Here is a 24682-nt window from a genome sequence, read left to right as displayed (position 1 = left end):
GCCGCGGACCGCGTGAGGCGAAGCGGCCGCGGACACCCCGTGTCCGGGCGCACGGGTACGAGCCGGTCAACTACCGCACCGTCGCGGACGGTTCGGCGACCCCGGAGAGCGCCGAGGACGGGGCGCCCCGCGAACGCGCGGCCGAACGCACCAGGCATGTACGGGTGGAGACCAGCCGGAGCTCCTGCGGATAGGAATGCCAGGTGCGCCAGCGCACCTGGCCCGCCGACCGCTGCACCATCAGGGCGGTGAACGCGTCCGGTGCTCCGGGGAACACACCGGCGAGACCTCCGGGATGGCCGGAGACGAGTTCGAGCAACTCCTGGGCGCGGCCCGTGAACGAGGCAGGCGTGAGCGTTTCGACGCGCGCCGCGAAGTCGTAGTCCCACGCGCCGGTGCGGCGTGAGACGGCGAGCGGCAGCGGCGTACTGCCGGGCATGCAGGCGACGGTTTCCGAGCAGGTACGTCCGCCCTCGTCGAGGATCACCTGGTGCGATGCACCCAGGAGCCTCAACTGCACGCTGATGCCGTCGAGTTCGAGCTCGCGGCAGGCGAGCGCGGGCAGCGGCCCGCGGCCGAGGGCCCAAGCGAGGTCGTCCGCGCGGGTGTCGGTGTACGGGGTGGAGACAGTGGTGAGCATGGGTCGGCTCCGCAGGCACACAGTGGAGGGGTGAACCGGGCGCACTCTCGACGAGTGATCAGGGGTCGTGCGCCGCCGGCTCGTACCCACGCCAGTTCCGGGGATACAGAATCACCGAATCATGAAATGTGTACTGCCACAGCTCCATGGCCCAATATTCTCCGGGTTTCCATCCCCCCGGGGGCCGGGCAGTTCAGATGTTCAACTGCCGGGCTCTCTCGACGGAAGGACGGATTCCCTGTAAGGCGCTCGGGGCCCCCGGAGCGCGCCCGCCCGCACGAAGGCCAGGCGCGAATGCCGGGCGCGGAGGTCAGGCGCCGCCTCCGCAGCCACCACCACCGCCGCCGCCACCACCGCAGCCGCCCCCGCCGCAGGACGAACCGCCGCCGCACGAACCACCGGCGTCGTGGCCGCCGCCGGCCCACCAGCCGCCGCCCGCGGCCGCGCCGCCGCCCGAGTACCGGGCACGGCGCTTGCGGCCGCCCCCGGAGGACGAGGACGACTTCTTCGCGACGATCGCGACGATCCCGATGACGATTCCCACGAAGACCATGAACACGAGCATTTCGGCGACACCTGCCATGGGCGGTTCCCCCTCGTCACTTGCGCGGTGCCGCCTCGCACCGCTGAGCACCCGGGTTCGGACGCCCCCAGGGCGCCCGGACCCGCCGGCCAACTGCCGGCGTGTGGCGCTCCTGCCCCGCACTCCCGCCCTTCAAAGCACAGTTGAGGAAGAGCAGAGGTTGAGGACCCCGGCTGCGCGTGCCCTCCCCCGGGACGCGTGCGCATGAGCCGAATGCCTGCTGCGGATGCGGATGTCCCGTGCCGTGCATAGCGTCGCCATCGACCGCCATGTACGGAGCGTTCTTGATCCAGCACCGAATGTGCACGGAAGAGAAGAGGAGCATTCGCATGCGCGTATCCACCGCTGCCGCCACGGCCGCACTCGGGGCCGCCGCCCTGCTGGCCTCGACGGCCGGCACCGCCACCGCAGCCCCCGCAGCCCCCGCCGACCCCGTCGGCGGCCACGGCACGCACCTCGTGCTGCTCGACGGCGCGCAGGAGGTCCCCGGCCCGGGCGACCCCGACGGCACCGGCAGGTTCCTGTACCGCATCTCGCACGGCAAGCTGTGCTACAAGCTCAGCGTCGAGAACGTCGCTCCCCCGACCGCCGCCCACATCCACATCGGGCAGAGCGGCGAGGCGGGGCCGGTCATCGTCACCCTGAACACCCCGCCCGAGAACGGCTCGTCCTCCGGCTGCATCCGCGCGCAGCGGACCCAGACCGAGGCCAACGCCTCGACCGTGCTGACCTACTGGGAGCTTCAGGGCATCAAGCAGAACCCGTTCTTCTTCTACACCAACGTCCACAACGCGCAGTTCCCGGCCGGAGCCGTTCGCGGACAGCTCTGACGGCTCGCAACGGGTGGCCCCCGCTGCCGCGACCGGTCGCGGCAGCGGGGGGTTGCGTGCGCTGGGGCCAGGGAGTTGAGGAACGCGGACGCTTCCCTCAGGATGACCGCCATGACTGCTGATCCGGGCGCCACGGGACGCCCGCTGCTCAACCGGCGTCTCGCCGAGTTCGGCACCACGATCTTCGCCGAGATGTCCGCTCTCGCCGTCCGGACGGGCGCGATCAACCTGGGCCAGGGCTTTCCCGACACCGACGGCCCCGAAGCAGTGCGCGAGGCCGCCGTACGGGCGCTGCGCGACGGACGCGGGAACCAGTACCCGCCCGGTCCCGGCGTCCCTGAGCTGCGCACGGCCGTCGCGGCCCACCAGCGGCGCTGGTACGGGCAGTTGGGCCTCGACCCGGACCCGGACACCGAGGTGCTGGTCACCGCCGGCGCGACCGAGGCCATCACCGCGGCGCTGCTCGCGCTCGTCGAGCCCGGCGACGAGGTCGTCGCCCTGGAGCCGTACTACGACTCGTACGCCGCCGCCATCGCCATGGCCGGCGGCACCCGCGTCCCCGTCACGCTGCGGCCGTCCCCCTCGGAGGGCGGCGCACAGGGGGAGCGCACCTTCCGGCTGGACCTGGACGAGCTGCACGACGCCGTCACCGACCGCACGCGGCTGATCCTGCTCAACACGCCGCACAACCCCACCGGCACGGTGCTCAGCCGGGACGAGCTGGCGGCGATCGCCGAACTCTGCGTCGAACGCGGCCTGTTGGTGGTCACCGACGAGGTCTACGAGCATCTCGTCTACGAGGGCGAGCACATCCCGATCGCGTCGTTCCCCGGCATGCGCGAGCGCACGGTCACCGTCAGCTCGGCCGGCAAGACCTTCTCCTTCACGGGCTGGAAGGTCGGCTGGGTGACCGCGGTGCCGGAACTGGTGAGCGCGGTCCGCTCCGCGAAGCAGTTCCTCACGTACGTCTCGGCCGGGCCCTTCCAGTACGCGGTCGCCGAAGCGCTGGCGCTGCCCGACAGCTACTACACGCAGCTGCGTGAAGACCTGCGCGCCCAGCGTGACCTGCTCTCCCGGGGCCTCGCCGAGGCGGGCTTCGGCGTCTTCCGGGCGCCCGGCACCTACTTCGTCACGACCGACATCCGCCCCCTGGGCGAGAGCTCCGGCATCGGCTTCTGCCTCGCGCTGCCCGAGCGCTGCGGCGTGGTGGCCGTGCCCACGCAGGTCTTCTACGACCACGAGGAGGCGGGCGCCCCCTTCGTCCGCTTCGCCTTCTGCAAGCGGCAGGAGGTGCTGGCGGACGCCGTCACACGGCTGAAGGGCGCTCCCGGCTGAGGCCCTGACGAGAGTGCCGATCCATGTCCCCGGAGCTGCTCGTCACGGGGTTCACGCGGGGCGCGGGGTGACCGGGGCACGGATGCTCCGGACGCGGAAGCCCGGGCGGTCCGGCGTCGCCCGCACCGCCGGGCAGGAGCAGGAATCGGCCAATACACTAAAAAACGGGCAATTCATCCAACACAGCCCTGGAAGAAGATGCCTACAGCCTCCTTCACCATCGATCACGCGTCGCACGTGACGTCGTGGAGCCCCGCTGCCGCAGCATGGTTCGGCCGACCGGCCGCCGCCGTGCTGGGCAGGCACTGCCGCGTGCTCTTCGCGGAGACCGCGCAGAGCGCCCTGGCCGAGGCCAGGGGCCGCGCCGCGGCCGGGGAGAACTACAGGCGGGTCGTGCCCGTGACATTCGGTGACGGGGTGCAGCAGGACGTGCTGCTGAGCTGCTCACCCCTGTGGGAGGACGGCGCGCAGGGCGGGACGCGAGGACAACCGGAGGGACGGGCCGCCACCGGGCTGCTGTGCGAGGTGAGCGACCCGGCACAGCACGACGGCGGCGGGGCCGGGGGAGGAAAGGCCGCGTCCGCCCCTGACGGAGCCCTCGCGCCCTTCATGGACGCCTTCGTGCAGACCTCTCCGCACGGCATGGGGATTCTCGACACGGACCTCCGCTACGTGATGGTCAACGACGTGCTCGCCCGCTTCAACGGAGTACCGGCGGAGGACCACGTCGGGCGCAGCGTGAGCGAAATCGTGCGCCCCGCGGACCGGGGCGAGTACGAGAAGCACCTGCGCAAGGTCATGGAGACCGGCGTGCCCCTGCACAACGTCCTGATCTCCGGCCGTACCGAGGGCCACCGGGACCGTGACCGCGTCTGGTCCGTGACGTTCTTCCGGCTGACCGCACAGGACGGCCGCGTCCTGGGCCTGGGCGGGCTGATCGTCGACGTGACGCAGCGGGAGACGGCCCTGCTGGAGGCCTCCGCAGTGCGCCAGCGGCTCGACATGGTGAACCAGGCCGGCAGCAAGGTCGGCACCACCCTGGACATGACGAAGACGGCGCGGGAGCTGACCGAGTTCGTCGTGCCCGACTTCGCCGACGTCGCCACCGTGGAGATACGCACCGACTTCCTGGACGGCAGCGCCTTCGCCGACCACGGCGTCCCGGTGTCCACGGTGCTGCTCGCCGGACGCGCCGCCGCCGACGGCCCCTCGGGCAGCCCGCGCTCCGCGGTCTCCGGCAGCCGGCACGAGCACCCGGTGGGATCGCCCGCGCACACGAGCCTGTTCTCGGGGCTCTCCTGGCACACCGAGAGGCCGGACGAAGAACAGGCCGCGGCCCTCGCCTCGGAGGCGGCCCTGCCGTGCCTCCGGGAAGCCGGGCTGGGCTCGGTCGTGATGGCGCCGCTGGTGGCACGCGGGCTGTGCCTCGGGCTCGTCACGTTCGGCCGGTCCGCGCAGCGCGACCCCCTCGACGAGGACGACCGGCGGGTCGCGGAGGAACTCACGGCGCGCACCGCCCTGAATCTCGACAACGCGCGGATGTACGACGAGGAGCGCCGGACGGCACTGGCGCTCCAGCGCAACATGCTGCCGGGGGAGAGGGAGATACCCGTACGGCAGGGCCTGGAGATCGGCTACCACTACTGGTCCACGAGCCGTTCCGCGGACGTCGGCGGCGACTGGTTCGACGTCATACCGCTCTCGGGCCACCGCGTCGCGCTGGTCGTCGGCGACATGATGGGCCACGACATCCACGCCGCCGCCGGTATGGGCCAGTTGCGCACCGCGATGCACACGCTCGCGAGGCTCGACCTGGAGCCGGTCGACCTGCTGACGCGGCTCGACAACATCGTGGAGAGCAGTCCCGCGATGCAGCACGCCACATGCCTGTACGCCGTGTACAACACCGTGACCCGGGAGTGCAGCATCGCGAGCGCCGGCCACCCGCCGCCGATGCTGCGGCACCGGGACAGCTCCACCGGTCCGGTCCCCGTGGAGCCCGGGGTGCCGCTCGGCATCGGGCTCGGCGTACCCGACTATCCCGTCACCGACCTGGTGCTGCCGGAGGGCGGCACGCTGGTGCTCTACACGGACGGCCTGATCGAACAGCGGGGCAAGGACATAGACGAGGGCATCGAGGCGCTGAAGTCGGCGCTGACCGCTCCGGGGCCGTCCGTCCTGTCGGTGCAGAAGTGGTGCGACAACGTGGTCGGCAAGCTCGCGCCCTGGTCGGCGGGCGACGACCTCGCCGTCCTGATGGCCCGGGCGACACCCATGCCGGGGCACAGGAGCGTCCGCTGGATCCTTCCGCCCGAGGCGCCCATGGCGTCCAGGGCCCGGCAGCTCATCGACCGGACGCTGACCGACTGGGGTCTCGGGGCCCTGCGGGAGACGGCCCGGCTGCTGGCGAACGAGCTGGTCACGAACGCGTTCCAGCACGGGCGGGGAGACGTCGGGATCCAGCTGGCGAAGGGTGCAAGCCTGGTGGTGGAGGTCTCCGACGGGGACGAGCGCCTTCCGCACCGTGCGGAGCTGACCGCCGACGGCCAGTGGGGCAGGGGGCTGGTGCTCGTCAACGAGCTCGCCGGAAAGTGGGGGGCGCGGTCGGTGACGTCCGGCAAGGTGGTCTGGTTCGAGCTGCCGATCAACGGCTGACCACGGGATTCCCTGCCCCGTAACGGAGTTGATCGGGAACCTCCGCGCTCGGCGCATATGCTGGAGGTACGTGAGCACGGAACCTGGCGCCAGGGAACCGGATCGGGACAGGTCCGTCCGGAACCGGCCGGAGGGACCCGGGGGCCTGCGGCCAGGGCGCAACGCTGAAGCACGCCGACCCTGCGAGCATCCGCCATGACACAGCAGGAACTCACCCCCAGGACCCCCAGGACACAGCCGGACACCCTGTTGCGCCGCTTCGACGCGGCCGCGGAGCGCGACCCGTCGGCCGTCGCCGTACGGTCCGCAACGGCCGCGGCGACATACCGGGAGCTCCGCGACTCCTCCCACGCACTCGCCCGGCAGCTCGGGCCCCTCGTGGAGGACCGGCCGGGGCCGGTCGCCGTACTGATCGAACCCGGCCCGGACCAGGTGAACGCCGCGCTGGCGGCGATGCGCTGCGGCAAGCCGTATCTGCCGGTCGATCTGTCCTACCCGCGGCAGCGCATCGACAGCATCCTCGCCGACGCCGCGCCCGCCGCCGTGATCAGCGGGCCGGACCCGCACGAGCACATATCGGCCGGATCGTGGGGAGACGCGGCCCGGGTGACCGCCGACGATGCCTACGTGATCTACACGTCGGGGTCGACCGGGAGTCCCAAGGGAATCGTGATCCGGCACGCGGGCATCCTGAACCTCCTCGACGAGTGCGTGGCCAGGCGCGAACTGGCGCCCCGCAGCCGGTACAGCACATGCGCGAGCCCGGGGTTCGACGCTGCCGTGCTGGAGACCTGGACGTCGCTGACCACGGGCGGCGAGCTCGTCGTCACGCCGGACAACCGCCGCTGGCACCCCGCGGAGTTCGCGCAGTGGCTGGCCGACGAGCACATCGCACACGCGTACGTTCCCGCGGCCTTCCTGCCCGCCATGGCGCAGGGGCTGCGCTCCGGGCTCGACCTGCGGTCGCTGGAGCGCATCATCGTCGCCGTCGAGCCCATTCCCCGCGGCCTGCTCGGCGAGATCAAGCGGGCCCTTCCCGGCCTGACCCTGATCAACGGTTACGGGCCCACCGAGGCGTCGGTGTGCGTGTCGATGTACGAGGTGACGGAGGCCGACGAAGGGCCGGAACGCACGCCCATCGGCACCGCGATCCGCGCCACGGACCTGCTCGTCGAGCCGCTGGAGACGGAGCCGGAGGGGACGGCGGCAGTCGCGGCCGACGGGACGGACCAGGACCACGCCGACGGCACACGCGGGGAACTGCACATCGGCGGGGTGGGAGTCGGGCGCTACATGCACCCGCAGGGCGGGGACCGGCCCGCCTTCTACACGCGCACGGCCGAGGACGGCACACCTCGGCCGTACTACCGCACCGGGGACATCGTCCGCGTGGACCGCGAGGGCGTGTACACCTTCCTCGGCCGCGTCGACCACATGATCAAGATCCGCGGTCACCGGGTGGAGCCCGGGGACGTCGAGCACGCCCTGCTCGACCAGCCCGGGCTCGCGCAGGCCGTCGTGCTCAAGCTCCCGGCGCCCGGCTCCGGCACCGGCCCCGCCGATGGCCGGGGCGACGGCAGCACGGCCCCCGCCGAGGACACCGGCGGCGGCTCCGGCACCGATCAGCTCGTCGCGTACGTCGTACCGGCGCCCGGCCCCGCCGGCCAGTCGCTCGACGTGGCCCGCGTCCGCAAGCAGCTGCGGGAGCGGCTGCCCTGGTACGCGGTGCCCCACCGGATCGTCGTGCGGGAGAGGTTCCCGCTGACCGGGCACGGCAAGATCGACAGAGCGGCCCTCGCCGCCGACACGCACGTACCGGAATTCGGCCCGGCCGTCGGCGAGCACCCGCAGGACACCGAGGTCGAGCCCGAACTGCTGCGCCTGTGGAACGAGGTGCTCGGCAGCACGTCCGGCACGGACCGGACGCCGGACCCCGGGCTGTCCTTCCTGGCGAACGGCGGGGACTCGCTCGCCGCCGGCCGGATGGCGGCCGACCTCACCGAACGCCTGGGCAGAGCGGTGCCGGTGCTCGAGATCCTGCTGGCGGACGACCTCGGCGACCTTCAGGAAGTGGTCAGCAGGACGCTCGCCGAACCCTCGCCGCCGGACACCGCGGCTGGTGCCGCGCCCGCCGCGGCCCCTCGGATGCGGGCCGCGCAGCCCGGCGAACCCGTTCCCGCGACGTACGGGCAGCGCGGACTCTGGTTCCACGACTCGCTGCACCCCGGGAGCGCCGTATACAACGAACCCCTCGCACTGCGGCTGCGCGGGCCGCTGGACCGCGACGCGCTGTCCTACGCGCTGGACACCGTCGCCGAACGGCACGAGGCCCTGCGCACCGACCTCGTCATGAGCGGCGGCACGCTGCGGCAGATCGTCCGCCCGGCCGAACCGGTGGAGATGACCACCGAGGACGTGAGCACCTCCGGGGACCGGGACGCCGCGCTGCGGCAGGCCGTACGGGACGCGGTGCACAGACCGTTCGAGCTCTCCCGCGGCCCGCACCTGCGCGCACATCTGGTGAGGTGCGGGGACGAGGAGTACCTGCTGGTGCTGACCCTGCACCACAGTGCGTTCGACGGAGCGTCGGCGGACATCCTCTTCGCCGAACTCTCCGCGCTCTACACGCAGTACACCACCGGCTCTCCCCACGGCCTCGGCCCGCCCGAGGGCCAGTACTGCGAATTCGCGCTGTGGCAGCACGAGTTGGTCACCGGCGGCCACGTGGACGACGACGTGGCGTACTGGCGCGAGGAGCTCGCCGGCCTGCCGGAGACGACGGATCTGCCCACCGACTTCCCGCGCCCGGAGACGGCCTCGGGGAACGGAGCGCTCGTGCGCGGCCATCTGTCGCCCGAACTGGTCCGCCGCGTCGAGGAGTTGGCCAGGTCGGCCGCAGCCACCCGCTACAGCGCATTCCTGGCCGCCCTCCACGTGCTGCTCTCCCGGTACTGCGGCACCGGTGACGTGGCCGTCGGCGCCCCCTTCTCCGGGCGCGACCAGCTCCGGACCAACGGGGCCGTCGGCTACTACCTCAACATGCTGCCGCTGCGCGCCGACCTGGACGGCGCGCCCTCCTTCCGTCAGCTGCTGACCCGCACCCGGCGGAAGGTCACCGCCGCCTACGCCCGCCAACGGGCGCCCTACGGGCTGCTGCTGGAGAAGCTGGGCGGCACGTCGGCGACGGAGAACCCGTATCTCCAGGTGTGCCTGGTCCCCGAGGACGTCTACCGGCACGAGATGACGTTCGCCGGCATCGAATCGTCCTTCGAGTACTACGACACGGGCATCGCCAAGTTCGACCTGACCGTCAACCTCATCCCGGACCCCGGCGGCGGACTGCGCCTCACGGCGGAGTACAGCACCGACCTGTTCCGGGCGGCGACCGTCGAGCGGATGCTGGGCCACTTCCGCGCGGTCCTGGAATCGGCGACGGCGGAGCCGGACCTGCCCGTGCACGAGCTGACGATGCTGACGGCGGCCGAACAGGCCCAGATCCTCGGCACGTTCGCCGGCGGACCGCCCGGCGCCGCCCCGCACGGCACGGCCGGAGCGGACGTCTGCGTGCACCAGCTCGTGGACCACTGGGCAAGGTCCACGCCCGGCGCGGTGGCGGTGGTGTCGGACGAGGAGGAGCTGACGTACCGCGAACTGGTGTGCCGCGCCGATCAGTTGGCCCACTATCTCGCGGAACGGGGCGCCGAGCCCGGCTCGCGGGTGGGCGTGTGCCTGCCGCGCGGCAGCGACGCGGTCGTCGCGTTCCTCGCCGTCCTCAAGACCGGCAGCGCCTACGTGCCGCTCGACCCGGCGTATCCCGAACACCGCCTGTCGTTCATGGCCGACGACGCGGACCTGGTGGTCACCCTCACCGGGGAGCTCCTCGACGCGGAACGGGCGGCGATCGCCGCCGGCCCCTCCCGTGCGCCCGCCGTCGCCCTCACCGGCGAGGACATCGCGTACGTCATCTACACGTCGGGCTCCACCGGGAAGCCCAAGGGCGTCCGCATCCCGCACGGCGCCGTCGTCGACCTCGCCCTCGGCGCGCCCCGCTGGGCCGGAATCGGCACCGCGACCCGGCTGCTGCTCGTGGCGTCGCTCTCCTTCGACCTCGTCACCTTCGACATGTGGGGCACGCTGGGCAACGGCGGGCGGCTCGTGCTGCCGCCGTCGGGCGCCCTGACCCCCGACGGGCTGGCCTCCCACATGGCGCGGCACGCGGTCACGCACGCCGACATGCCCACGGCGCTCTTCCACCGCCAGGTGGAGGCGGCCCCGTCGTCCCTGGCCGGGCTGGAGACGCTCGTGGTCGGCGGCGAGGTGCTCAACCCCGCGCTCGCCGCGGCCGCGCTGGAGGCCGCGCCGGGAATGCGCCTGATCAACGCCTACGGGCCGACCGAGGCCACGACCTACGCCACGTACCACGTCATGAACTCTCCGGACGACGTCACCGCGCCGGTGCCGATCGGCCGTCCGACCCCCAACACCCGGGTCCGCATCCTCGATTCGCACCGGCAGCTCGTGCCGGTGGAGGTCGTGGGCGAACTCCACCTCGGCGGGCCCGGACTCGCCCACGGCTATCTGGGCAGCCCCGAGCTGACCGCCGAGCGCTTCACGGACGACCCGTTCGGTCCCCCCGGTGAACGGCTCTATGCGACCGGCGACCTGACCCGGTGGCGGCCCGACGGCACCGTCGACTACGTGGGCCGCGGCGACGAGCAGATCAAGCTGTACGGCTTCCGCGTGGAGCCGGGCGACATCGAGGCCGCCCTGCGCGCGCACCCGCACGTCACGCACGCGGTCGTCGTCAGGCGCGAGGACCGGCCCGGCAGCCCGTATCTCGCCGGGTACTACACGACTGCTGCGGGGCAGGAGGTCACCTCGCGGGAACTGACGGACCTGGCCGCCGCGAGACTGCCCGCGTACATGGTCCCCCGCGTGCTCACGGCGCTCGAACGCTTCCCCCTCACCGAGGGCGGCAAGATCGACCGCGCGGCGCTGCCCGTCCCGCCGGCGGCGGACGGTGCGCGGGAAGCCGGCGGTCAGCAGGGCGGGCCCACCGCGCCCGCGGCGGAACGGGCGGCGGGGACGGCGGCGGCGGAACCGGCGGCGGAAGCAGCGACGGCACCGGCGGCGGAAGCGGGGGCAGCGGTGCCCGAACTGGCGTCCGTCCAGGAGCAGATCACCGGAATCTGGCGCGACGTCATCACGGTCGACTCCCTCGACCCGGACGAGCGGCTCTTCGACATCGGTGGTGCGTCCCTGCACGTCGCGCTCATCCACGAGCAGGTCGCCGGGCGCTTCGGGCTGGCGGGCCTGCGCATGGTCGACGTCTTCAGCCACCCCACGGTCCGCACGTACGCCGCCCATGTCCACAGGCTGTGCATGAAGGAGAAGGCGGGTGAGGGGAGTTGAACACCGGCAACCCGGCGGGCACCCCCACCGGCAACCCGGCCCGCACCCCGGCCGGCAGTCCCGCCCGCGTCCCTTCGGGGCCCGGCGCGGGAAGCGGGCGGACGGCGATCGTGGGCATGGCGGGCCGCTTCCCCGGCGCGGCCGGCATCGACGCCCTCTGGTCGATGCTGTCCTCCGGCACCGAGGCGGTGCGCCGCTTCCCGGACGCCGAACTCCGCGCCGCGGGCGTCCCGCAGAGCCGGCTCGACGACCCCGGCTACGTGCCCTTCGGCGCCGACCTTCCCGGCATCGACGAGTTCGACGCGGAGTTCTTCGGGATCACCCCGGCCGAGGCCCGTCTCATGGACCCGCAGCACCGGATCTTCCTCGAATGCGTGTGGGCGGGCCTGGAGGACGCGGGCACACCGCCCACCGCGCACGGCGGCCGCGTCGGCGTCTTCGGCAGCACCAGCCTCAGCTCGTACCTGCTCCACAACGTCCTGCGCTCGGCGGAACACCGCGACCAGGCGTTCACGTATCCCGTACTGCTCGGCAACGACAAGGACTTCCTGGCCACCCGCGTCTCGTACGCGCTGGATCTGCGCGGCCCGAGCGTCACCGTGCAGTCGGCCTGCTCCAGCTCGCTCGTGGCAGTCGACGAGGCGTGCGCGGCACTGCGGTCGGGGCGGTGCGACGTGGCGGTGGCGGGCGGAGTCAGCGTCTTCACACCGCAGACCGTGGGCTACCGCCATCAGGCGGGCGGCACGTTCTCGCGCGACGGCCAGTGCCGTCCGTTCGACGCCGCCGCCTCGGGCATGGTGCGCGGAAGCGGCTGCGGAGTGGCCGTGCTGAAGAGGCTGGACGACGCGATCGCCGACCGGGACCGCATATACGCCGTCGTCGCCGGCACGGCCGTCAACAACGACGGCTCGGCGAAGGCGGGTTACAGCGCGCCCGGCGCCGCCGGCCAGGACGAGGTCGTCCGCGCATGCCTGGAGGTCTCCGGCGTCCCGGCCTCGGCGGTCGGCTTCGTCGAGGCGCACGGAACGGGCACCTACCTCGGCGACCCCATCGAAGTGGCCGCCCTGCAACAGGCGTACGAGACCACCGGCGACCCGCCGGACGAGTGCGCGCTGGGCAGCATCAAGGCGAACATCGGCCACCTCGACGCGGCCGCGGGCATCGCCGGACTGATCAAGACGGCTCTGGTGCTGCATCACCAGACGCTCCCCCCGCAGATCAACTTCACCGAGCCCAACCCCGAACTGCGCCTGTCCGAGACGCCCTTCGTCGTCCACCGACGGCTGACCCGCCCGGAGCGGCCTCTCGACGCCGCCGCCGTCACATCCCTCGGCATCGGCGGCACGAACGCGCACTGCGTTCTGGAGAGGGCGCCGGCTCCCCCCGCGCGTGGGCCGTTCCGGCCGGGCTCCGGCGCAGCCCACGTGCTGCCGCTGTCGGCACCCGACGCGGACCGCCTGCGCGAACTCGCCGGCGACCTGCTGGCCCATCTGGACCGGAATCCGCGGACACGGCTCGACGACCTCGCGTACACGCTGGCCCACGGCCGGCTTGCGCTGCCGTGCCGCACCACTGTGACCGCAGGCGACATGGATCAGGCGCGGGCGGGGCTGCAGGAGGTGCGCGACGGACGGTTCGACAGCCGGTTCGACGCGGCTGCGGCCCAGGAGGACCGGACTTCACACGGGGACTCCGGCGGCGGCTCCCCGCGGGCGGGCGGCGCGGGCGAGACGGGCGAGGCGCGGAAGACGCCGCTGCCGGGGCTGCGTCTGCGGCGCACCCGCCACTGGATCGAACCGGAGCCGGGTGACCGGCAGCCGGAGAGCCGCGGGGAGGAGCGCGCGCGCCCCGCACCGGAAGGCTCGGGACCGGACGGCTCGGGACCGGAAGGCTCGGGAGGGGGCGCCGGAGCGGAAGCCACCCGAGCGGAAGCCACCGGAGCGGAGGGCTCCGCCGGCCCGGTGGAGACCGCCACCGCGCTCTTCCGGTCTCACCTGGGCATCGCGTCGGCGGGCCCCGACGACGACTACTTCGAGCTCGGCGGTGACTCGCTGCACGCCATCGGCCTCGTCGACGCGCTGCGCGGGCAGCTCGGCGCGGACCTGACGCCGGAGCAGTTCACGGCGCTGGGAACACCCCGCCGCGTCGCCGAGTGGTCCACGGGACCGCACGACGAGGCCGCCGAGGACGCGGAGGCCGCCGAGGACGCCGGTGCCGGCCTCCCCGGCCAGGCCGGCGACACGGTAGTGCTGGTCAAGGAGGGCCGCCCCGACCGCTCGGAGAGGGACGTGCCGGTGTTCCTGATCCACCCCTCGGGCGGCTCCGTCTCCTTCGCGCAGGCGCTCGCCGCGCACAGCGACGATGCGAGCCCGGTGTACGGCATCGGCTACCCGTCCGCGCTCGCCGGCTCCCTGACCACCGTCCCGCGCATGGCGCAGCACTATGTCCGCCTCATCCGCCGGGTGCGGGAGCACGGCCCGTACCGCGTCGGCGGCTACTCGATGGGCGGTGCGGTCGCGCTGGAGGCCGCCCACCTGCTCACCGAGGCGGGCGAGGAGGTCGAGCGGGTGCTGATGTGGGACACCCCGCCGCCGCAGCCGGGCGACCGGGCGCTGACCGAGCCGGAGTTCCTCACCCTGTATCCCCGTCTGCTGCGGCTGATGTTCGGGCTTCCCGCCCCGGCACCGGAGCGGCCGCCGCGCACGGCCGAGGAGGCCATCGAGTCGGTGCGCCCGTCGGGCTGGAGCGAGGCCACCGTCCGCGAGCTGCGCCGCATGTACGAGGTGTGGCGCGTGTGCGACCGGGCCCTGACCGCGTACCGGCCGCGCCGCTACAGCGGCCCCGTCCATCTCTTCACGGCCGAACAGCCCGTGCCGGACGGGCTGTTGAGCACCGCGCACGGAGCGCCCCCCGCCGACTGCACGGTCGGAAGCTGGCGGCATCTGCTCACCGGCGAGCTGCGTGCCACCGTCGTCCCCGGCCACCACTTCAGCATGTTCGACGCGCCCCAACTCCCGGAGCTGGCGGCCGCCTACGACCGGGCCCTCGCAGCGGACAGGCCCGGACGTGTCCCGGCGCCGGCCGCCGACGAGCACCGGCAGCACCGTCCCTCAGCGCTGCTCTTCCCCGGCCAGGGCAGCCAGTTCGAAGGAATGGGACGCGAACTCTTCGCCCGCTACCCCGAGTTGACGGCCGAGGCGGACGAGGTCCTCGGTTACTCGGTCGCGGACCTGTGCGCCGGAGACCCGCGTCGCCCGCTCAGGGACACCGCGTACACCCAGCCGGCGCTCTACACCGTGAACGCGCTGGCCCTGCGGCAGCACCAGGAGCAGAACGGCGACCGGCCGTCCGTGGTGCTGGGTCACAGCCTCGGCGAGTACAACGCGCTGGAGGCCGCGGGAGTCTTCCCGTTCGCCGAGGGGCTGCGGCTCGCCGCGGAGCGCGGCGCGGCCATGGCACGCGTCTCCGGCGGCGGAATGATCGCCGTCAACGGCCTTGCGGAGGAGGAGATCCGGGCGGTTCTCGACGAGCGCGGCCCGACGCGGGTCGACCTCGCCGCCGCCAACGCGCCGCGTCTGCACACCCTCGCGGGCCCGGACGACGAACTCGAAGACCTGACGTCCGCACTGCTCGGCAGCGGAGCCCGCTCCGTGCGCAGGCTCGACGTCGGTGGGCCGTTCCACTCGCGGCTCATGGGGCCCGCCGCGGGCGAGTTCAGTGCCGTTCTGGACAGGGCCGCGCCTGCGTGGGCGCCGCCGTCCGTGCCCGTCATCGCCAACACGACGGCCCGGCCGCACTCCGCGGAGGGCATCGCGGGCGAACTCGCCGCGCAGATCGACCACCCGGTCCTGTGGGGCCGTTCGGTCGAGCGGGCCATCGCGGATTACGACCCGGACTTCCACGAGATCGGTGGCCGCCGCATCCTCACACCCATGGTCACGCAGGTGAGGAACGCGCTGCGGAACGCCTGACGCAGCGACCGGCGCCCCGGAACGGGGGCGCCCGGCCGCCCGCCGGACAGGCCCTGGCGTCAGGCGGAGCCGTCGGGCCCTTCTTCGCCGGACTCCGCGTCCTTCTCCAAGCCGAACTGCTCGACGAGCCACCTGTCGAACTCGATCGACGCACGCACCCAGCTGACCACGCTGGAGACGAAGTGCTCGAGCGAGACACCGGTGCCGATCAGCAGCTGCGCCTCACCGATCAGACGGACGGTGCCGTCGTCGTGGGTGTGGGAGTAGACCTTCGGCCACAGCGTGCGCCGGTTCCAGTCGTCGATGGACTCCAGCAGCTTCGGCTTGTCCTCGATCGGGTGGGGCCGGTCGTAGAACGTACGGACCGAGAAGACCTGCTGCTCCTCCTCGCCCCGGAACATGAAGTACGTGCGGAACTCTTCCCACGGCGCCGCGAGGTCTCCCTCTTCGTCGACGACGTACTTCAGCTCCATCTGGTCCAGCAGCTGCTTGACCAGCTCCTGGTCGGGGATGACAGGGCCGGTCGGGCCGGATTCCTCCGGGCCGGGCTCCTTGCCCCCGAAGTTCGGAATCGAGGACGGATCGATGCTCACCGTGTATTTCCCTTCGTACGGATGTCGCCATCCTCCACCATGCCGGGCCCTTCCTGGCAAGCGACGCGGGACGTACCCGCGTCACCGCCGGTCAGGCGCTCACGGTGTCCGCGTCTCCCGCGGCCTCGGGTGTGGTGCTGCCGACCATCAGGCCCTCCCAGCCCTCGACGTGGTCGACGCGGACCGTGTCACCGTCGCGCACCTCGCCCGAGAGGATCTCGCGGGCCAGCGGGTCGCCGATCGCCGTCTGCACCAGACGCCGCAACGGCCTTGCCCCGTACGCCGGATCGTTGCCCTCGCGGGCCAGCCAGGCCAGGGCGTCGGGCGTGACCTCCAGCTCCAGCCGCCGGTCGGACAGCCGCCGCCGCAGCGCCTCGATCTGGAGCTGTGCGATGCGGCTCAGTTCCTCCCCGCTGAGGGCGGAGAAGACGACGACGTCGTCCAGGCGGTTCAGGAACTCCGGGCGGAAGGACGAGCGCACTGTCGCGAGCACCTTCTCGCGCTTCTCCTCCTGCTTCTCCAGGGGGTCCATCAGGTACTGGCTGCCCAGGTTGGAGGTGAGGACGAGGATGGTGTTGCGGAAGTCGACCGTCCGGCCCTGGCCGTCCGTGAGGCGCCCGTCGTCGAGGACCTGGAGCAGGATGTCGAAGACGTCGTGATGCGCCTTCTCGACCTCGTCCAGCAGCACGACGGAGTACGGGCGGCGGCGCACCGCCTCGGTGAGCTGCCCGCCCTCCTCGTATCCGACGTAGCCGGGAGGCGCGCCGACCAGCCGGGCGACGGAGTGCTTCTCCCCGTACTCGCTCATGTCGATGCGGATCATGGCGCGCTCGTCGTCGAAGAGGAAGTCCGCGAGCGCCTTGGCCAGTTCGGTCTTGCCGACCCCGGTGGGGCCGAGGAAGAGGAACGATCCGGTGGGGCGGTCCGGGTCGGCGACGCCGGCGCGCGTGCGCCGCACGGCGTCGGAGACGGACCGTACGGCCTCGGTCTGACCGATCAGGCGCCTGCCCAGCTCGTCCTCCATGCGCAGCAGCTTCTGCGTCTCGCCCTCCAGCAGCCGGCCGGCGGGAATGCCCGTCCAGGACGCCACGACGTCCGCGATGTCGTCGCGGCCGACCTCCTCCTTCACCATCGTCTCGCGCTCGGGCTGGGACGCGGCCTCCTCCTCCGCGGCGGAGGCCTCCTCCAACTCACGCTCCACGTCCGGGATCTCCCCGTACAGCAGCTGTGACGCCGACTCGAAGTCCCCTTCACGCTGGGCACGTTCGGCCTGGCCGTGCAGCTCGTCGAGGCGCTCCTTGAGCTCGCCGACGCGGTTGAGGCCCTGCTTCTCCTTCTCCCAGCGGGCGGTCAGTCCGCGCAACTCCTCCTCGCGGTCGGCCAGTTCGCGGCGCAGCCGCTCCAGGCGCTCGACGGAGCCGGGGTCGGTCTCGTTGGCGAGCGCCATCTCCTCCATCTTCAGCCGGTCGACGGCGCGCTGGAGTTCGTCGATCTCGACGGGCGAGGAGTCGATCTCCATGCGCAGCCGGGACGCAGCCTCGTCGACGAGGTCGATGGCCTTGTCGGGCAGGAACCGCGAGGTGATGTAGCGGTCGGAGAGCGCCGCGGCGGCCACGAGCGCGCTGTCGGCGATCTGGACCTTGTGATGCGCCTCGTAGCGCCCCTTGAGCCCGCGCAGGATCGCGATGGAGTCCTCGACGGTCGGCTCGGCCACCAGCACCTGCTGGAAGCGGCGCTCCAGCGCGGCGTCCTTCTCGATGCGTTCGCGGTACTCGTCGAGCGTCGTGGCTCCGACCATGCGCAGCTCGCCGCGGGCCAGCATCGGCTTGAGCATGTTGCCGGCGTCCATGGCGGAGTCGCCCCCGGCACCCGCGCCGACGACGGTGTGCAGCTCGTCGATGAAGGTGATGATCTGGCCGTCGCTCTCCTTGATCTCGGAGAGCACCGTCTTCAGCCGCTCCTCGAACTCGCCCCGGTACTTGGCGCCCGCCACCATCGCCCCGAGGTCGAGCGCGACCAGGCGCTTGTCGCGGAGCGACTCGGGCACGTCGCCCTTGACGACGCGCTGGGCCAGGCCCTCCACGACGGCCGTCTTGCCGACGCCGGGCTCACCGATGAGCACGGGGTTGTTCTTCGTACGGCGGGAGAGCACCTGCACCACGCGGCGGATCTCCTGGTCCCGGCCGATGACCGGGTCGAGCCTGCCTTCGCGCGCGGCGGCGGTCAGGTCCGTGCCGAACTTCTCCAGGGCCTTGTACGTGCCCTCCGGGTCGGGGTTGGTGACCCGGCGGCTGCCGCGCGAGGACTGGAACGCCTCCAGCAGCTTCTTGTCCGTGGCTCCCTGCTCCTTGAGCAGGTCGGCCGTCTGGCCGCCCTTGGCGGCGATGCCGATGAGCAGGTGCTCGGTGGACACATAGGCGTCGCCGAGCTCCTTCGCCCGCTGGGTGGCGTCCGCGATGACGGCAAGCAGCGGCCGGTCCGGCTGCGGCTTGCTCACCGTCGACCCCTGGACGCTGGGCAGCGCCGCGATCTGGCGTTCGGCGCCCGAGCGGAGGGCGGCCTGGTCGGCGTCGACGGCGGCGATCAGGTCGGAGATGTTCTCGTTGTCCTGGCCCTGAAGCAGCGCGAGCAGCAGATGGGCCGCGGTGATGTCCGGGTGCCCGTCCGTCACCGCCCTGTCGCTGGCCGCGCTGATCGCTTCCCGGCTCTTGTTGGTCAGCTCCGCGTCCACTGGCGTGCGTGCCTCCTTCGTATGCGGCTTGCTGCTCACTGCTAGCTTCAGCATCCAGCAAGTTGAGTCTATTCCACTCAACTATCGCGCGACTAGATTCGTTCCCATGACGAGCATGGAAACCCACCCGCCCGAACCGTCCGCCGCGTCCCCCCTCGACGCCTTCTGGAGGGAGCGCCGCTACGCGACCCTCACCACCCTCCGGCCGGACGGCACACCGCACGTGGTGCCCGTGAGCGTGACCTACGAACCCGGCCCGCCCGCACGGCCGGACGGGCCTGCGGCGGACACGACCGCACAGCCGGACGCCCCCGCGAAGGCGGACGCGACGCCGGGCGCGGGCCCCGCGCGCAAAGCGGTGGGCACCGCCCGCGTGGTCACCCGCCGCCACAGCAGGAAGGCGCGCAACATCGCGGCCGCCGGCGAAGCGGGCATGCGCGTCGCCCTCTGCCAGGTCGACGGCGGGCGCTGGTCGACGCTGGAGGGCCGCGCACGCATCCGTACGGACGCCGAGTCGGTCGCCGACGCCGAGCGCCGCTACGAGGAGCGATACGGGCGGCGGCCCACCCCCAACCCCGAACGCGTACTGATCGAGATCACCGTCGACCGGACCCTGGGCATGAGCCGGGAGGCGTGAGCTCCCGTCCGCCGCACACGGGGCGGGCCCGCACGGAGCAGGCACGCGGCCCCGTCGGAGCCCGGCGGTTCAGCGGGCCGACCGGCGGGCGTGCGGGCGTGCGTGCCGGCCGGCCGACAGCGGACCGGGGCGGCTCAGCGCCCGTGCACGGCCCCGAACTCCTTGAGCACCGCCCGGGCCGACTTGGGATACGGCCGCCCCAGCAGCTCGTTCTTGGAGCCGACCGAGGTCACGGCCACCAGCGTCCCGGCGCCCCGCTTCTTGTCGAAGTCGCGCAGCCACGGGCCGCCGCTGACCCCCTGCGTGAGCCGGCAGGGGGACAGCGACAGGGCGCCCACGTTGCCTGCCGCGATCTCACCGCGCTTGTAGCGATGTGCCTTGCCCGCGCAGTAGTTGAGCGTCTCCCCGTCGAACGGCGAGGAGGCCGGGTAGCCGAGCGTCGCGGTCGTGCCGCCGCGCAGTGGCTCGGTCCTGAGTTTGTTCGCGCCGTACACCTGCTGAATCGTGCGGCCGTTCCGCTTCTCCATCCGCAGGAACGCCCAGTCGTACGGGAGCACGGACTCCAGGTCCTTCTTGCTGTTCCAGCCGGGCGCCGTCCTCCACGCCGTCACCCTCCATCCGTGAGCGATCACCGCCTTCGGGGCGTCGCCCGTGCCGCCGCGCCTGCCCTTCTTGCCGCCGCTCGGGCCCTTGTAGGCAGGCTGGAAGTACATCGCCCGCGGCCTGGCCGGACGCTCCGGGCTGAAGATGCAGTGCGCGGCGGTGGCGACGACGCTGCCGCTCGGCGAGTCGATGATCGCGGCGGAGCAGGACTCCGCCTGACGACCCGGCAGCTCGGCGACGAGCTTCCCGACCGTACTCACCGTTCCCTGCGGCCAGGGGCTCCCCTTCGAAGCGGGCGGATACGGCGCGGGCGCGCTCGCCCCCATCAGAGCCAGCGAAGTGGTGCAGGTCAGGAGGGCGGCGAGCGCCGCACGAGTCGACGTCATGCATCTACGCTCCGCCTCCGCTTCCCCGGCGGCCAACCGCACACACCCGGTCGGGTCACAGGTGCGCTTCGCGACCACCCCGCGCCCGGAACATGCGCCCCCTCCCGTCGGCACACCCGGCGATCCGCGCCGTCACGGCAGGCACCGGCAGGCACCGGCAGGAAATGCCCCGCCGCGGCCAGGACGCACGCGTCAGGACATGCGCCGGCGGGCCTCGCCCAGATCCCTCACCGCCTCCAGGATGTCGGCCTCCGTCCGCGCGGCGTACCCCAGGACGAGCCCCGGCGGGCCGTGGCGCTGACGGTGCCAGGACAGCGGCTGCACCTTGGTCCCCCTCTCGAGCGCCGTCGCCGCCAGGGCGGTGTCGGTGAACCGCGCGTCGTCGAAAGTGACCGTCAGATGCAGTCCGGCCGCGGCACCGTGCACGGTGGCATCCGGCAGATGCGCCCTCACGGCGCCGATCATCGCGTCCCGGCGACGGCGGTGCCGCCGCCGCATGAGCCGTAGCTGCCGCTCCAGCTCCCCCGACTCCATCAGCCTCGCCAGCACGAGTTGCGGCAGCACCGCGTTGCCGAGGTCGGTGTGCCGCTTGGCGTCCACCAGGGCCTCCCGGTGACGCGGCGGTGCCAGCACCCACCCCACGCGCAGCGCGGGGGCCAGGAGCTTGGAGACGCTGCCCGCGTAGCAGACCCGCTCCGGCAGCATCGACCGCAGCGCCGGCACGGGAGGACGGTCGTAGCGGTGCTCCGCGTCGTAGTCGTCCTCGATGACCAGGCCGCCCTCGTACGCCCAGCGCATCAGCTCACGGCGCCTGTCGCCGCCGAGCACCGCGCCGGTGGGAAACTGGTGGGCCGGGGTCAGCAGCACGGCCGCGGCTCCGGAGGCGCGCAGCCGGCCGACGTCGACGCCGTCCTCGTCGACCTCGACGGGCGGGGTGCTCAGCCCCCATCTGCGAAGCACCTGACGGCCCCCGAGCGAGCCGGGTTCCTCCACGGCCACCTCGTGCAGACCCTCCTCCCGCAGTAGTTGGGCGAGCAGAGCAAGCCCCTGCGAGACGCCGGCGACGACGACCACCTCGTCCTCGTCGGCACCGATGCCACGGTTGCGGGCAAGCCAGCGGGCCACGGCACGGCGCAGCTCCGGTTCCCCGCGCGGGTCCCCGTACCCGAGGCCGGAGACCGAGAGCTCTCCCAGCACCGAGCGTTCGGCGCGCAGCCAGGCCGTACGGGGGAACGCCGCCAGGTCGGGCACGCCGGGCGTCAGATCGACGCGGGCGGGGACGGCCCGGAGCGTCTCGAGGATCTCCGTACGGGGCTCGGCGTCGAAGACTTCCCCGCGCGCCCGGGGCCGGCGCCGCTCCGTCGTCGCGGGGGCAGGACTCGCGGCCGCGGCGACGACGACCGTCCCGCCCCGGCCGCGTCCCGCGACATGCCCGTCCTCGCTCAGCCGCTGGTACGCCTCGGTGACAACGCCGCGCGAGACCCGCAGCTCCGCTGCCAGCACCCGCGAGGCGGGAAGCCTGCTGCCCACCGGGAGCCGTCCGTCCGAGATCGCGAGCCGGAGCCGCCGGGCCAGCCAGTCGGCCAGCCCTCCCCGCGGCGCGTCGGCGATGTCGAGCTGGAGGAAGTCGGAGCCCACCGCCGGTGACGCCGATACGGACCTGTCAGTTGCCCTCTCTTTGGCCCTGTCCACAGGTCCATCGTCCCAGCAGAGTGAGATCGGACAACGTCGACGACGGGTGCGCACGCCCCGGGAGGGAGGCCGACCAGTGACATCGGCCCGCTACGTACACGGCTACTCGGCGCGTGAGGCCGGCCGCCTCAGCGACCAGGCGGACACCCTCGCGGCGCTCCTGCACCAGGGCACGGCCTACCCCCCGGGCAGCCGCGTGCTGGAAGCCGGCTGCGGAACGGGCGCCCAGACCTTGCACCTGGTCGCCTCCAGCCCGCAGGCCCACATCGTGGCCGTCGACACCTCGGAGAGCTCTCTGGCCATCGCGCGAGAACGTGTGGCGGCACGGGCGCCCGGGGCGAAAGTGGAGTGGTGCCGGGCCGATCTGCTCGATCTCCCGTACGGGGACGGGGAGTTCGACCATCTGTTCGTCTGCTTCGTGCTGGAGCATCTGCCGGAGCCGCAGCGCGTACTGACGGGCCTGCGCAGGCTGCTGCGCCCCGGAGGCACCATCACCGTGATCGAGGGAGACCACGGATCGGTGTTCTTCCACCCCGACAGCGCCGGCGCACACGCGGTGGTCGAGACCCAGGTGCGGCTCCAGTCCGCGGCCAGGGGCGACGCGCTGATCGGCCGACGGCTGCACCCGCTGCTCACAGCAGCGGGCTATGCGGGCGTGGACGTACGGCCGCTCACCGTCTACGCGGACGAGAACCGGCCGGACCTGGTCCAGGGCTTCACCCGCGACACCTTCATCGCCATGTACGAACTCATCCGCGACGACGTCCTGGCCGCAGGCCTCATGTGCCGCGCCGACTGGGACCGCGGCATCGCCGACCTGTACCGGGCCGCGGCGCCGGGCGGCACCTTCCACTACACGTACTTCAAGGCCGTCGCCGCCGTGCCCGCAGCCGCCGTCTGAGCCCCGTCGGCCGCAGCACGGCTCCCGGGGGCCGATGCCCGCCGGGAGCCTGTGGGCGCGTCAGTCGCGGCGCTGCTTCTTGGGCCGCCAGACCACCAGCGCGCCGGACTGCGGGTGCACGTCCTCGTACGGGACGAGGTCGCGGCGGTAGGAGGCGTGGACCTGTGCCTCGCGCTGCTGCATGGCCGCGGCCGCGCCCTCGACCGCCTGCTGGAGCTCCACGACCCGGGATTTCAGCGCGGCGACCTGATTCTCCAGCTCGATGATGCGCTTGATCCCCGCGAGGTTGATTCCCTCGTCCTGGCTCAACTCCTGTACCTGGCGCAGGAGTTCGATGTCGCGTGCCGAGTAGCGCCGGCCCCGCCCGGCGGCTCGGTCCGGGGAGACCAGCCCGAGGCGGTCGTACTGGCGCAGGGTCTGCGGGTGCAGGCCCGAGAGCTGAGCGGCGACCGAGATGACGTACACAGGGGACTCGTCGGTCAGCTGGTAGGGGTTGCGTCGTCCACCTCGGCCGTTCACCTCAGTCTCCCTTCGCGGCCTTGAACAGAGCGGCCCGCGGGTCCTCCGCAGCGGTCGCGTCGCGGTAGGACTCCAGGATGCCCTTTGCCTTCTCGCTCAAATCCTTCGGAACCGATACGTCGATGGTGACCAGCAGGTCGCCCTTCGTCCCGTCCTTGCGCACGGCGCCCTTGCCGCGGGCCCGCATCGTACGGCCGCTGGGCGTACCCGGCGGCAGCTTCAGCGTGACCGGCGGGCCGCCGAGCGTGGGCACCTTGATCTCGCCGCCGAGCGCCGCCTCCGGGTAGGTGACGGGCACGGTCACAGTCAGGTTGTCTCCCCTGCGCCCGAAGACCGGGTGGCTGTCGACGTGCACGACGACGTACAGGTCGCCGTGCGGACCTCCGCGCTCGCCCGGTGCGCCCTTGCCGCGCAGCCTGATGCGCTGCCCGTCGCTGACGCCCGCGGGGATGCGGACCTGCATGGTCCGCGAACTCGTCGCCCGTCCCGATCCCTTGCACGTGTCACAGGCGTCCTGCGCGATGAGCCCGCGGCCCTTGCAGTCCACACAGGGATCGGTCAGGGAGAAGCCGCCACCGCCGCCGCGCGAGACCTGGCCGGTGCCCACACAGGTCGGGCACACGCGCGGTGAGCCGTTCTTGTCGCCCGTTCCGGCACACGCCTTGCACGCGGCCGAGGAGGACATCCGCAGCGGGACCGTCGCCCCGTCCACGGCCTCGGTGAAGCTGAGCGTCACCTCGGACTCGATGTCCTGGCCACGCCGCGGCTGGGTGCGCGTACCGGCACCGCCGCGGTTGAACAGGCCGCCGAACACGTCGCCGAGACCACCGCCGAAGCCGCCCGCACCACCGCCGGCTCCTCCGGGCTGACCGCCTCCGAAGAGGTCGCTCAGGTCGAAGTTGAAGCTGCCGGCACCCCCGGGGCCGCCCGGACCGCCGGTCCGGATGCCGCCGTTGCCGAACAGGGCGCGCGCCTCGTCGTACTCCTTGCGGCGCTTGGCGTCGCCGAGCACGTCGTAGGCCTCGGAAGCGTTCTTGAAGCGCTCCTCCGCCTTGGCGTCGCCCCTGTTGGCGTCGGGGTGGTTCTCCCTGGCGAGCTTGCGGTACGCCTTCTTGATCTCGGCCTCGGTGGCGTCCTTCGGGACGCCGAGAACCTTGTAGTAGTCCTTCTCGATGAAGTCCTTGGTACTCATCC

At 72.5% G+C, this 24682-nt stretch carries 15 protein-coding genes; 7 read left to right on the top strand and 8 right to left on the bottom strand.

Translation table 11 applies throughout. The features are described 5' to 3' along the window. Positions 1-70: 70 nt before the first annotated feature. Together H180DRAFT_RS16170 and H180DRAFT_RS29520 are read right to left on the bottom strand one after the other, a co-directional pair. Positions 71-640, bottom strand: coding sequence for a DUF2617 family protein (locus H180DRAFT_RS16170; RefSeq protein ID WP_055486785.1), 570 nt, complete (start codon positions 638-640; stop codon positions 71-73). Positions 641-950: 310 nt separating this feature from the next. Then, complete coding sequence (locus H180DRAFT_RS29520) at positions 951-1223, bottom strand: hypothetical protein (RefSeq protein ID WP_074466834.1); 273 nt, start codon at positions 1221-1223, stop codon at positions 951-953. Between the two features lie 329 nt (positions 1224-1552). Between H180DRAFT_RS29520 and H180DRAFT_RS16160 the strand changes: the two genes are divergently transcribed. From H180DRAFT_RS16160 to H180DRAFT_RS16140, 5 genes are all read left to right on the top strand, one after another. Continuing rightward, positions 1553-2053, top strand: coding sequence for a CHRD domain-containing protein (locus H180DRAFT_RS16160; RefSeq protein WP_055486784.1), 501 nt, complete (start codon positions 1553-1555; stop codon positions 2051-2053). A gap of 102 nt (positions 2054-2155) precedes the next feature. Further along, entirely contained in the window at positions 2156-3388 is a 1233-nt protein-coding gene (locus H180DRAFT_RS16155) for a pyridoxal phosphate-dependent aminotransferase (protein ID WP_055486783.1), read from the top strand. 198 nt (positions 3389-3586) lie between these two features. Then, positions 3587-6043, top strand: coding sequence for a SpoIIE family protein phosphatase (locus H180DRAFT_RS16150; RefSeq protein ID WP_055486782.1), 2457 nt, complete (start codon positions 3587-3589; stop codon positions 6041-6043). 195 nt (positions 6044-6238) lie between these two features. Then, positions 6239-11455 carry a non-ribosomal peptide synthetase gene (locus H180DRAFT_RS16145; RefSeq protein WP_055486781.1) on the top strand — a complete coding sequence of 1739 codons (5217 nt, stop codon included), beginning with the start codon at positions 6239-6241 and terminating at the stop codon, positions 11453-11455. After that, positions 11452-15426 carry a type I polyketide synthase gene (locus tag H180DRAFT_RS16140; RefSeq protein ID WP_055486780.1) on the top strand — a complete coding sequence of 1325 codons (3975 nt, stop codon included), beginning with the start codon at positions 11452-11454 and terminating at the stop codon, positions 15424-15426. The genes H180DRAFT_RS16145 and H180DRAFT_RS16140 overlap by 4 nt, the downstream gene beginning before the upstream one ends. 59 nt (positions 15427-15485) lie before the next feature. Here the strand turns inward: H180DRAFT_RS16140 and H180DRAFT_RS16135 are convergent, their stop codons facing one another. Next, positions 15486-16019 (bottom strand): type III secretion system chaperone family protein, encoded by a 534-nt coding sequence (locus H180DRAFT_RS16135; RefSeq protein WP_055486779.1) that lies wholly within the window; start codon positions 16017-16019, stop codon positions 15486-15488. 91 nt (positions 16020-16110) lie between these two features. Then, on the bottom strand, positions 16111-18750 hold the full coding sequence (gene clpB / locus H180DRAFT_RS16130; RefSeq protein WP_055486778.1) for an ATP-dependent chaperone ClpB: 2640 nt from the start codon (positions 18748-18750) through the stop codon (positions 16111-16113). A gap of 106 nt (positions 18751-18856) precedes the next feature. Here clpB and H180DRAFT_RS16125 point away from each other — a divergent pair, with 106 nt between their 5' ends. After that, complete coding sequence (locus H180DRAFT_RS16125) at positions 18857-19387, top strand: pyridoxamine 5'-phosphate oxidase family protein (RefSeq protein WP_074466833.1); 531 nt, start codon at positions 18857-18859, stop codon at positions 19385-19387. Between the two features lie 134 nt (positions 19388-19521). Here H180DRAFT_RS16125 and H180DRAFT_RS16120 read toward each other — a convergent pair whose 3' ends face one another. Both H180DRAFT_RS16120 and H180DRAFT_RS16115 read right to left on the bottom strand, forming a co-directional pair. Continuing rightward, complete coding sequence (locus H180DRAFT_RS16120) at positions 19522-20376, bottom strand: trypsin-like serine peptidase (protein WP_055486776.1); 855 nt, start codon at positions 20374-20376, stop codon at positions 19522-19524. A gap of 192 nt (positions 20377-20568) precedes the next feature. Next, entirely contained in the window at positions 20569-22068 is a 1500-nt protein-coding gene (locus H180DRAFT_RS16115; RefSeq protein WP_055486775.1) for a MocR-like pyridoxine biosynthesis transcription factor PdxR, read from the bottom strand. Positions 22069-22144: 76 nt separating this feature from the next. Here H180DRAFT_RS16115 and H180DRAFT_RS16110 point away from each other — a divergent pair, with 76 nt between their 5' ends. Further along, positions 22145-22969, top strand: coding sequence for a methyltransferase domain-containing protein (locus H180DRAFT_RS16110; RefSeq protein WP_055486774.1), 825 nt, complete (start codon positions 22145-22147; stop codon positions 22967-22969). A 60-nt stretch (positions 22970-23029) separates the two neighbouring features. On the opposite strand, the gene H180DRAFT_RS16105 is transcribed toward H180DRAFT_RS16110, so the two are convergent. Together H180DRAFT_RS16105 and dnaJ are read right to left on the bottom strand one after the other, a co-directional pair. Beyond that, positions 23030-23488, bottom strand: a complete 459-nt coding sequence (locus H180DRAFT_RS16105) for a heat shock protein transcriptional repressor HspR (protein ID WP_028437518.1) — start codon at positions 23486-23488, stop codon at positions 23030-23032. A 1-nt stretch (position 23489) separates the two neighbouring features. Further along, positions 23490-24680, bottom strand: a complete 1191-nt coding sequence (gene dnaJ, locus H180DRAFT_RS16100; protein ID WP_055486773.1) for a molecular chaperone DnaJ — start codon at positions 24678-24680, stop codon at positions 23490-23492. Positions 24681-24682: the final 2 nt, after the last annotated feature.

It is taken from the genome of Streptomyces sp. WMMB 322, from assembly GCF_900090145.1.
Lineage (GTDB): Bacteria > Actinomycetota > Actinomycetes > Streptomycetales > Streptomycetaceae > Streptomyces.
The sequence above is the reverse complement of the archived record's forward strand: the minus strand, read 5'-3'. Positions and strand labels throughout refer to the sequence as shown.

Coding starts and splice junctions, on each gene's coding strand:
- H180DRAFT_RS16155 (WP_055486783.1), top strand. CDS start 2,156: ATGACCGCCATGACTGCTGATCCGGGCGCCACGGGACGCCCGCTGCTC.
- H180DRAFT_RS16150 (WP_055486782.1), top strand. CDS start 3,587: ATGCCTACAGCCTCCTTCACCATCGATCACGCGTCGCACGTGACGTCG.
- dnaJ (WP_055486773.1), bottom strand. CDS start 24,680: ATGAGTACCAAGGACTTCATCGAGAAGGACTACTACAAGGTTCTCGGC.
- H180DRAFT_RS16125 (WP_074466833.1), top strand. CDS start 18,857: ATGACGAGCATGGAAACCCACCCGCCCGAACCGTCCGCCGCGTCCCCC.
- H180DRAFT_RS29520 (WP_074466834.1), bottom strand. CDS start 1,223: ATGGCAGGTGTCGCCGAAATGCTCGTGTTCATGGTCTTCGTGGGAATC.
- H180DRAFT_RS16120 (WP_055486776.1), bottom strand. CDS start 20,376: ATGACGTCGACTCGTGCGGCGCTCGCCGCCCTCCTGACCTGCACCACT.
- H180DRAFT_RS16145 (WP_055486781.1), top strand. CDS start 6,239: ATGACACAGCAGGAACTCACCCCCAGGACCCCCAGGACACAGCCGGAC.
- H180DRAFT_RS16170 (WP_055486785.1), bottom strand. CDS start 640: ATGCTCACCACTGTCTCCACCCCGTACACCGACACCCGCGCGGACGAC.
- H180DRAFT_RS16160 (WP_055486784.1), top strand. CDS start 1,553: ATGCGCGTATCCACCGCTGCCGCCACGGCCGCACTCGGGGCCGCCGCC.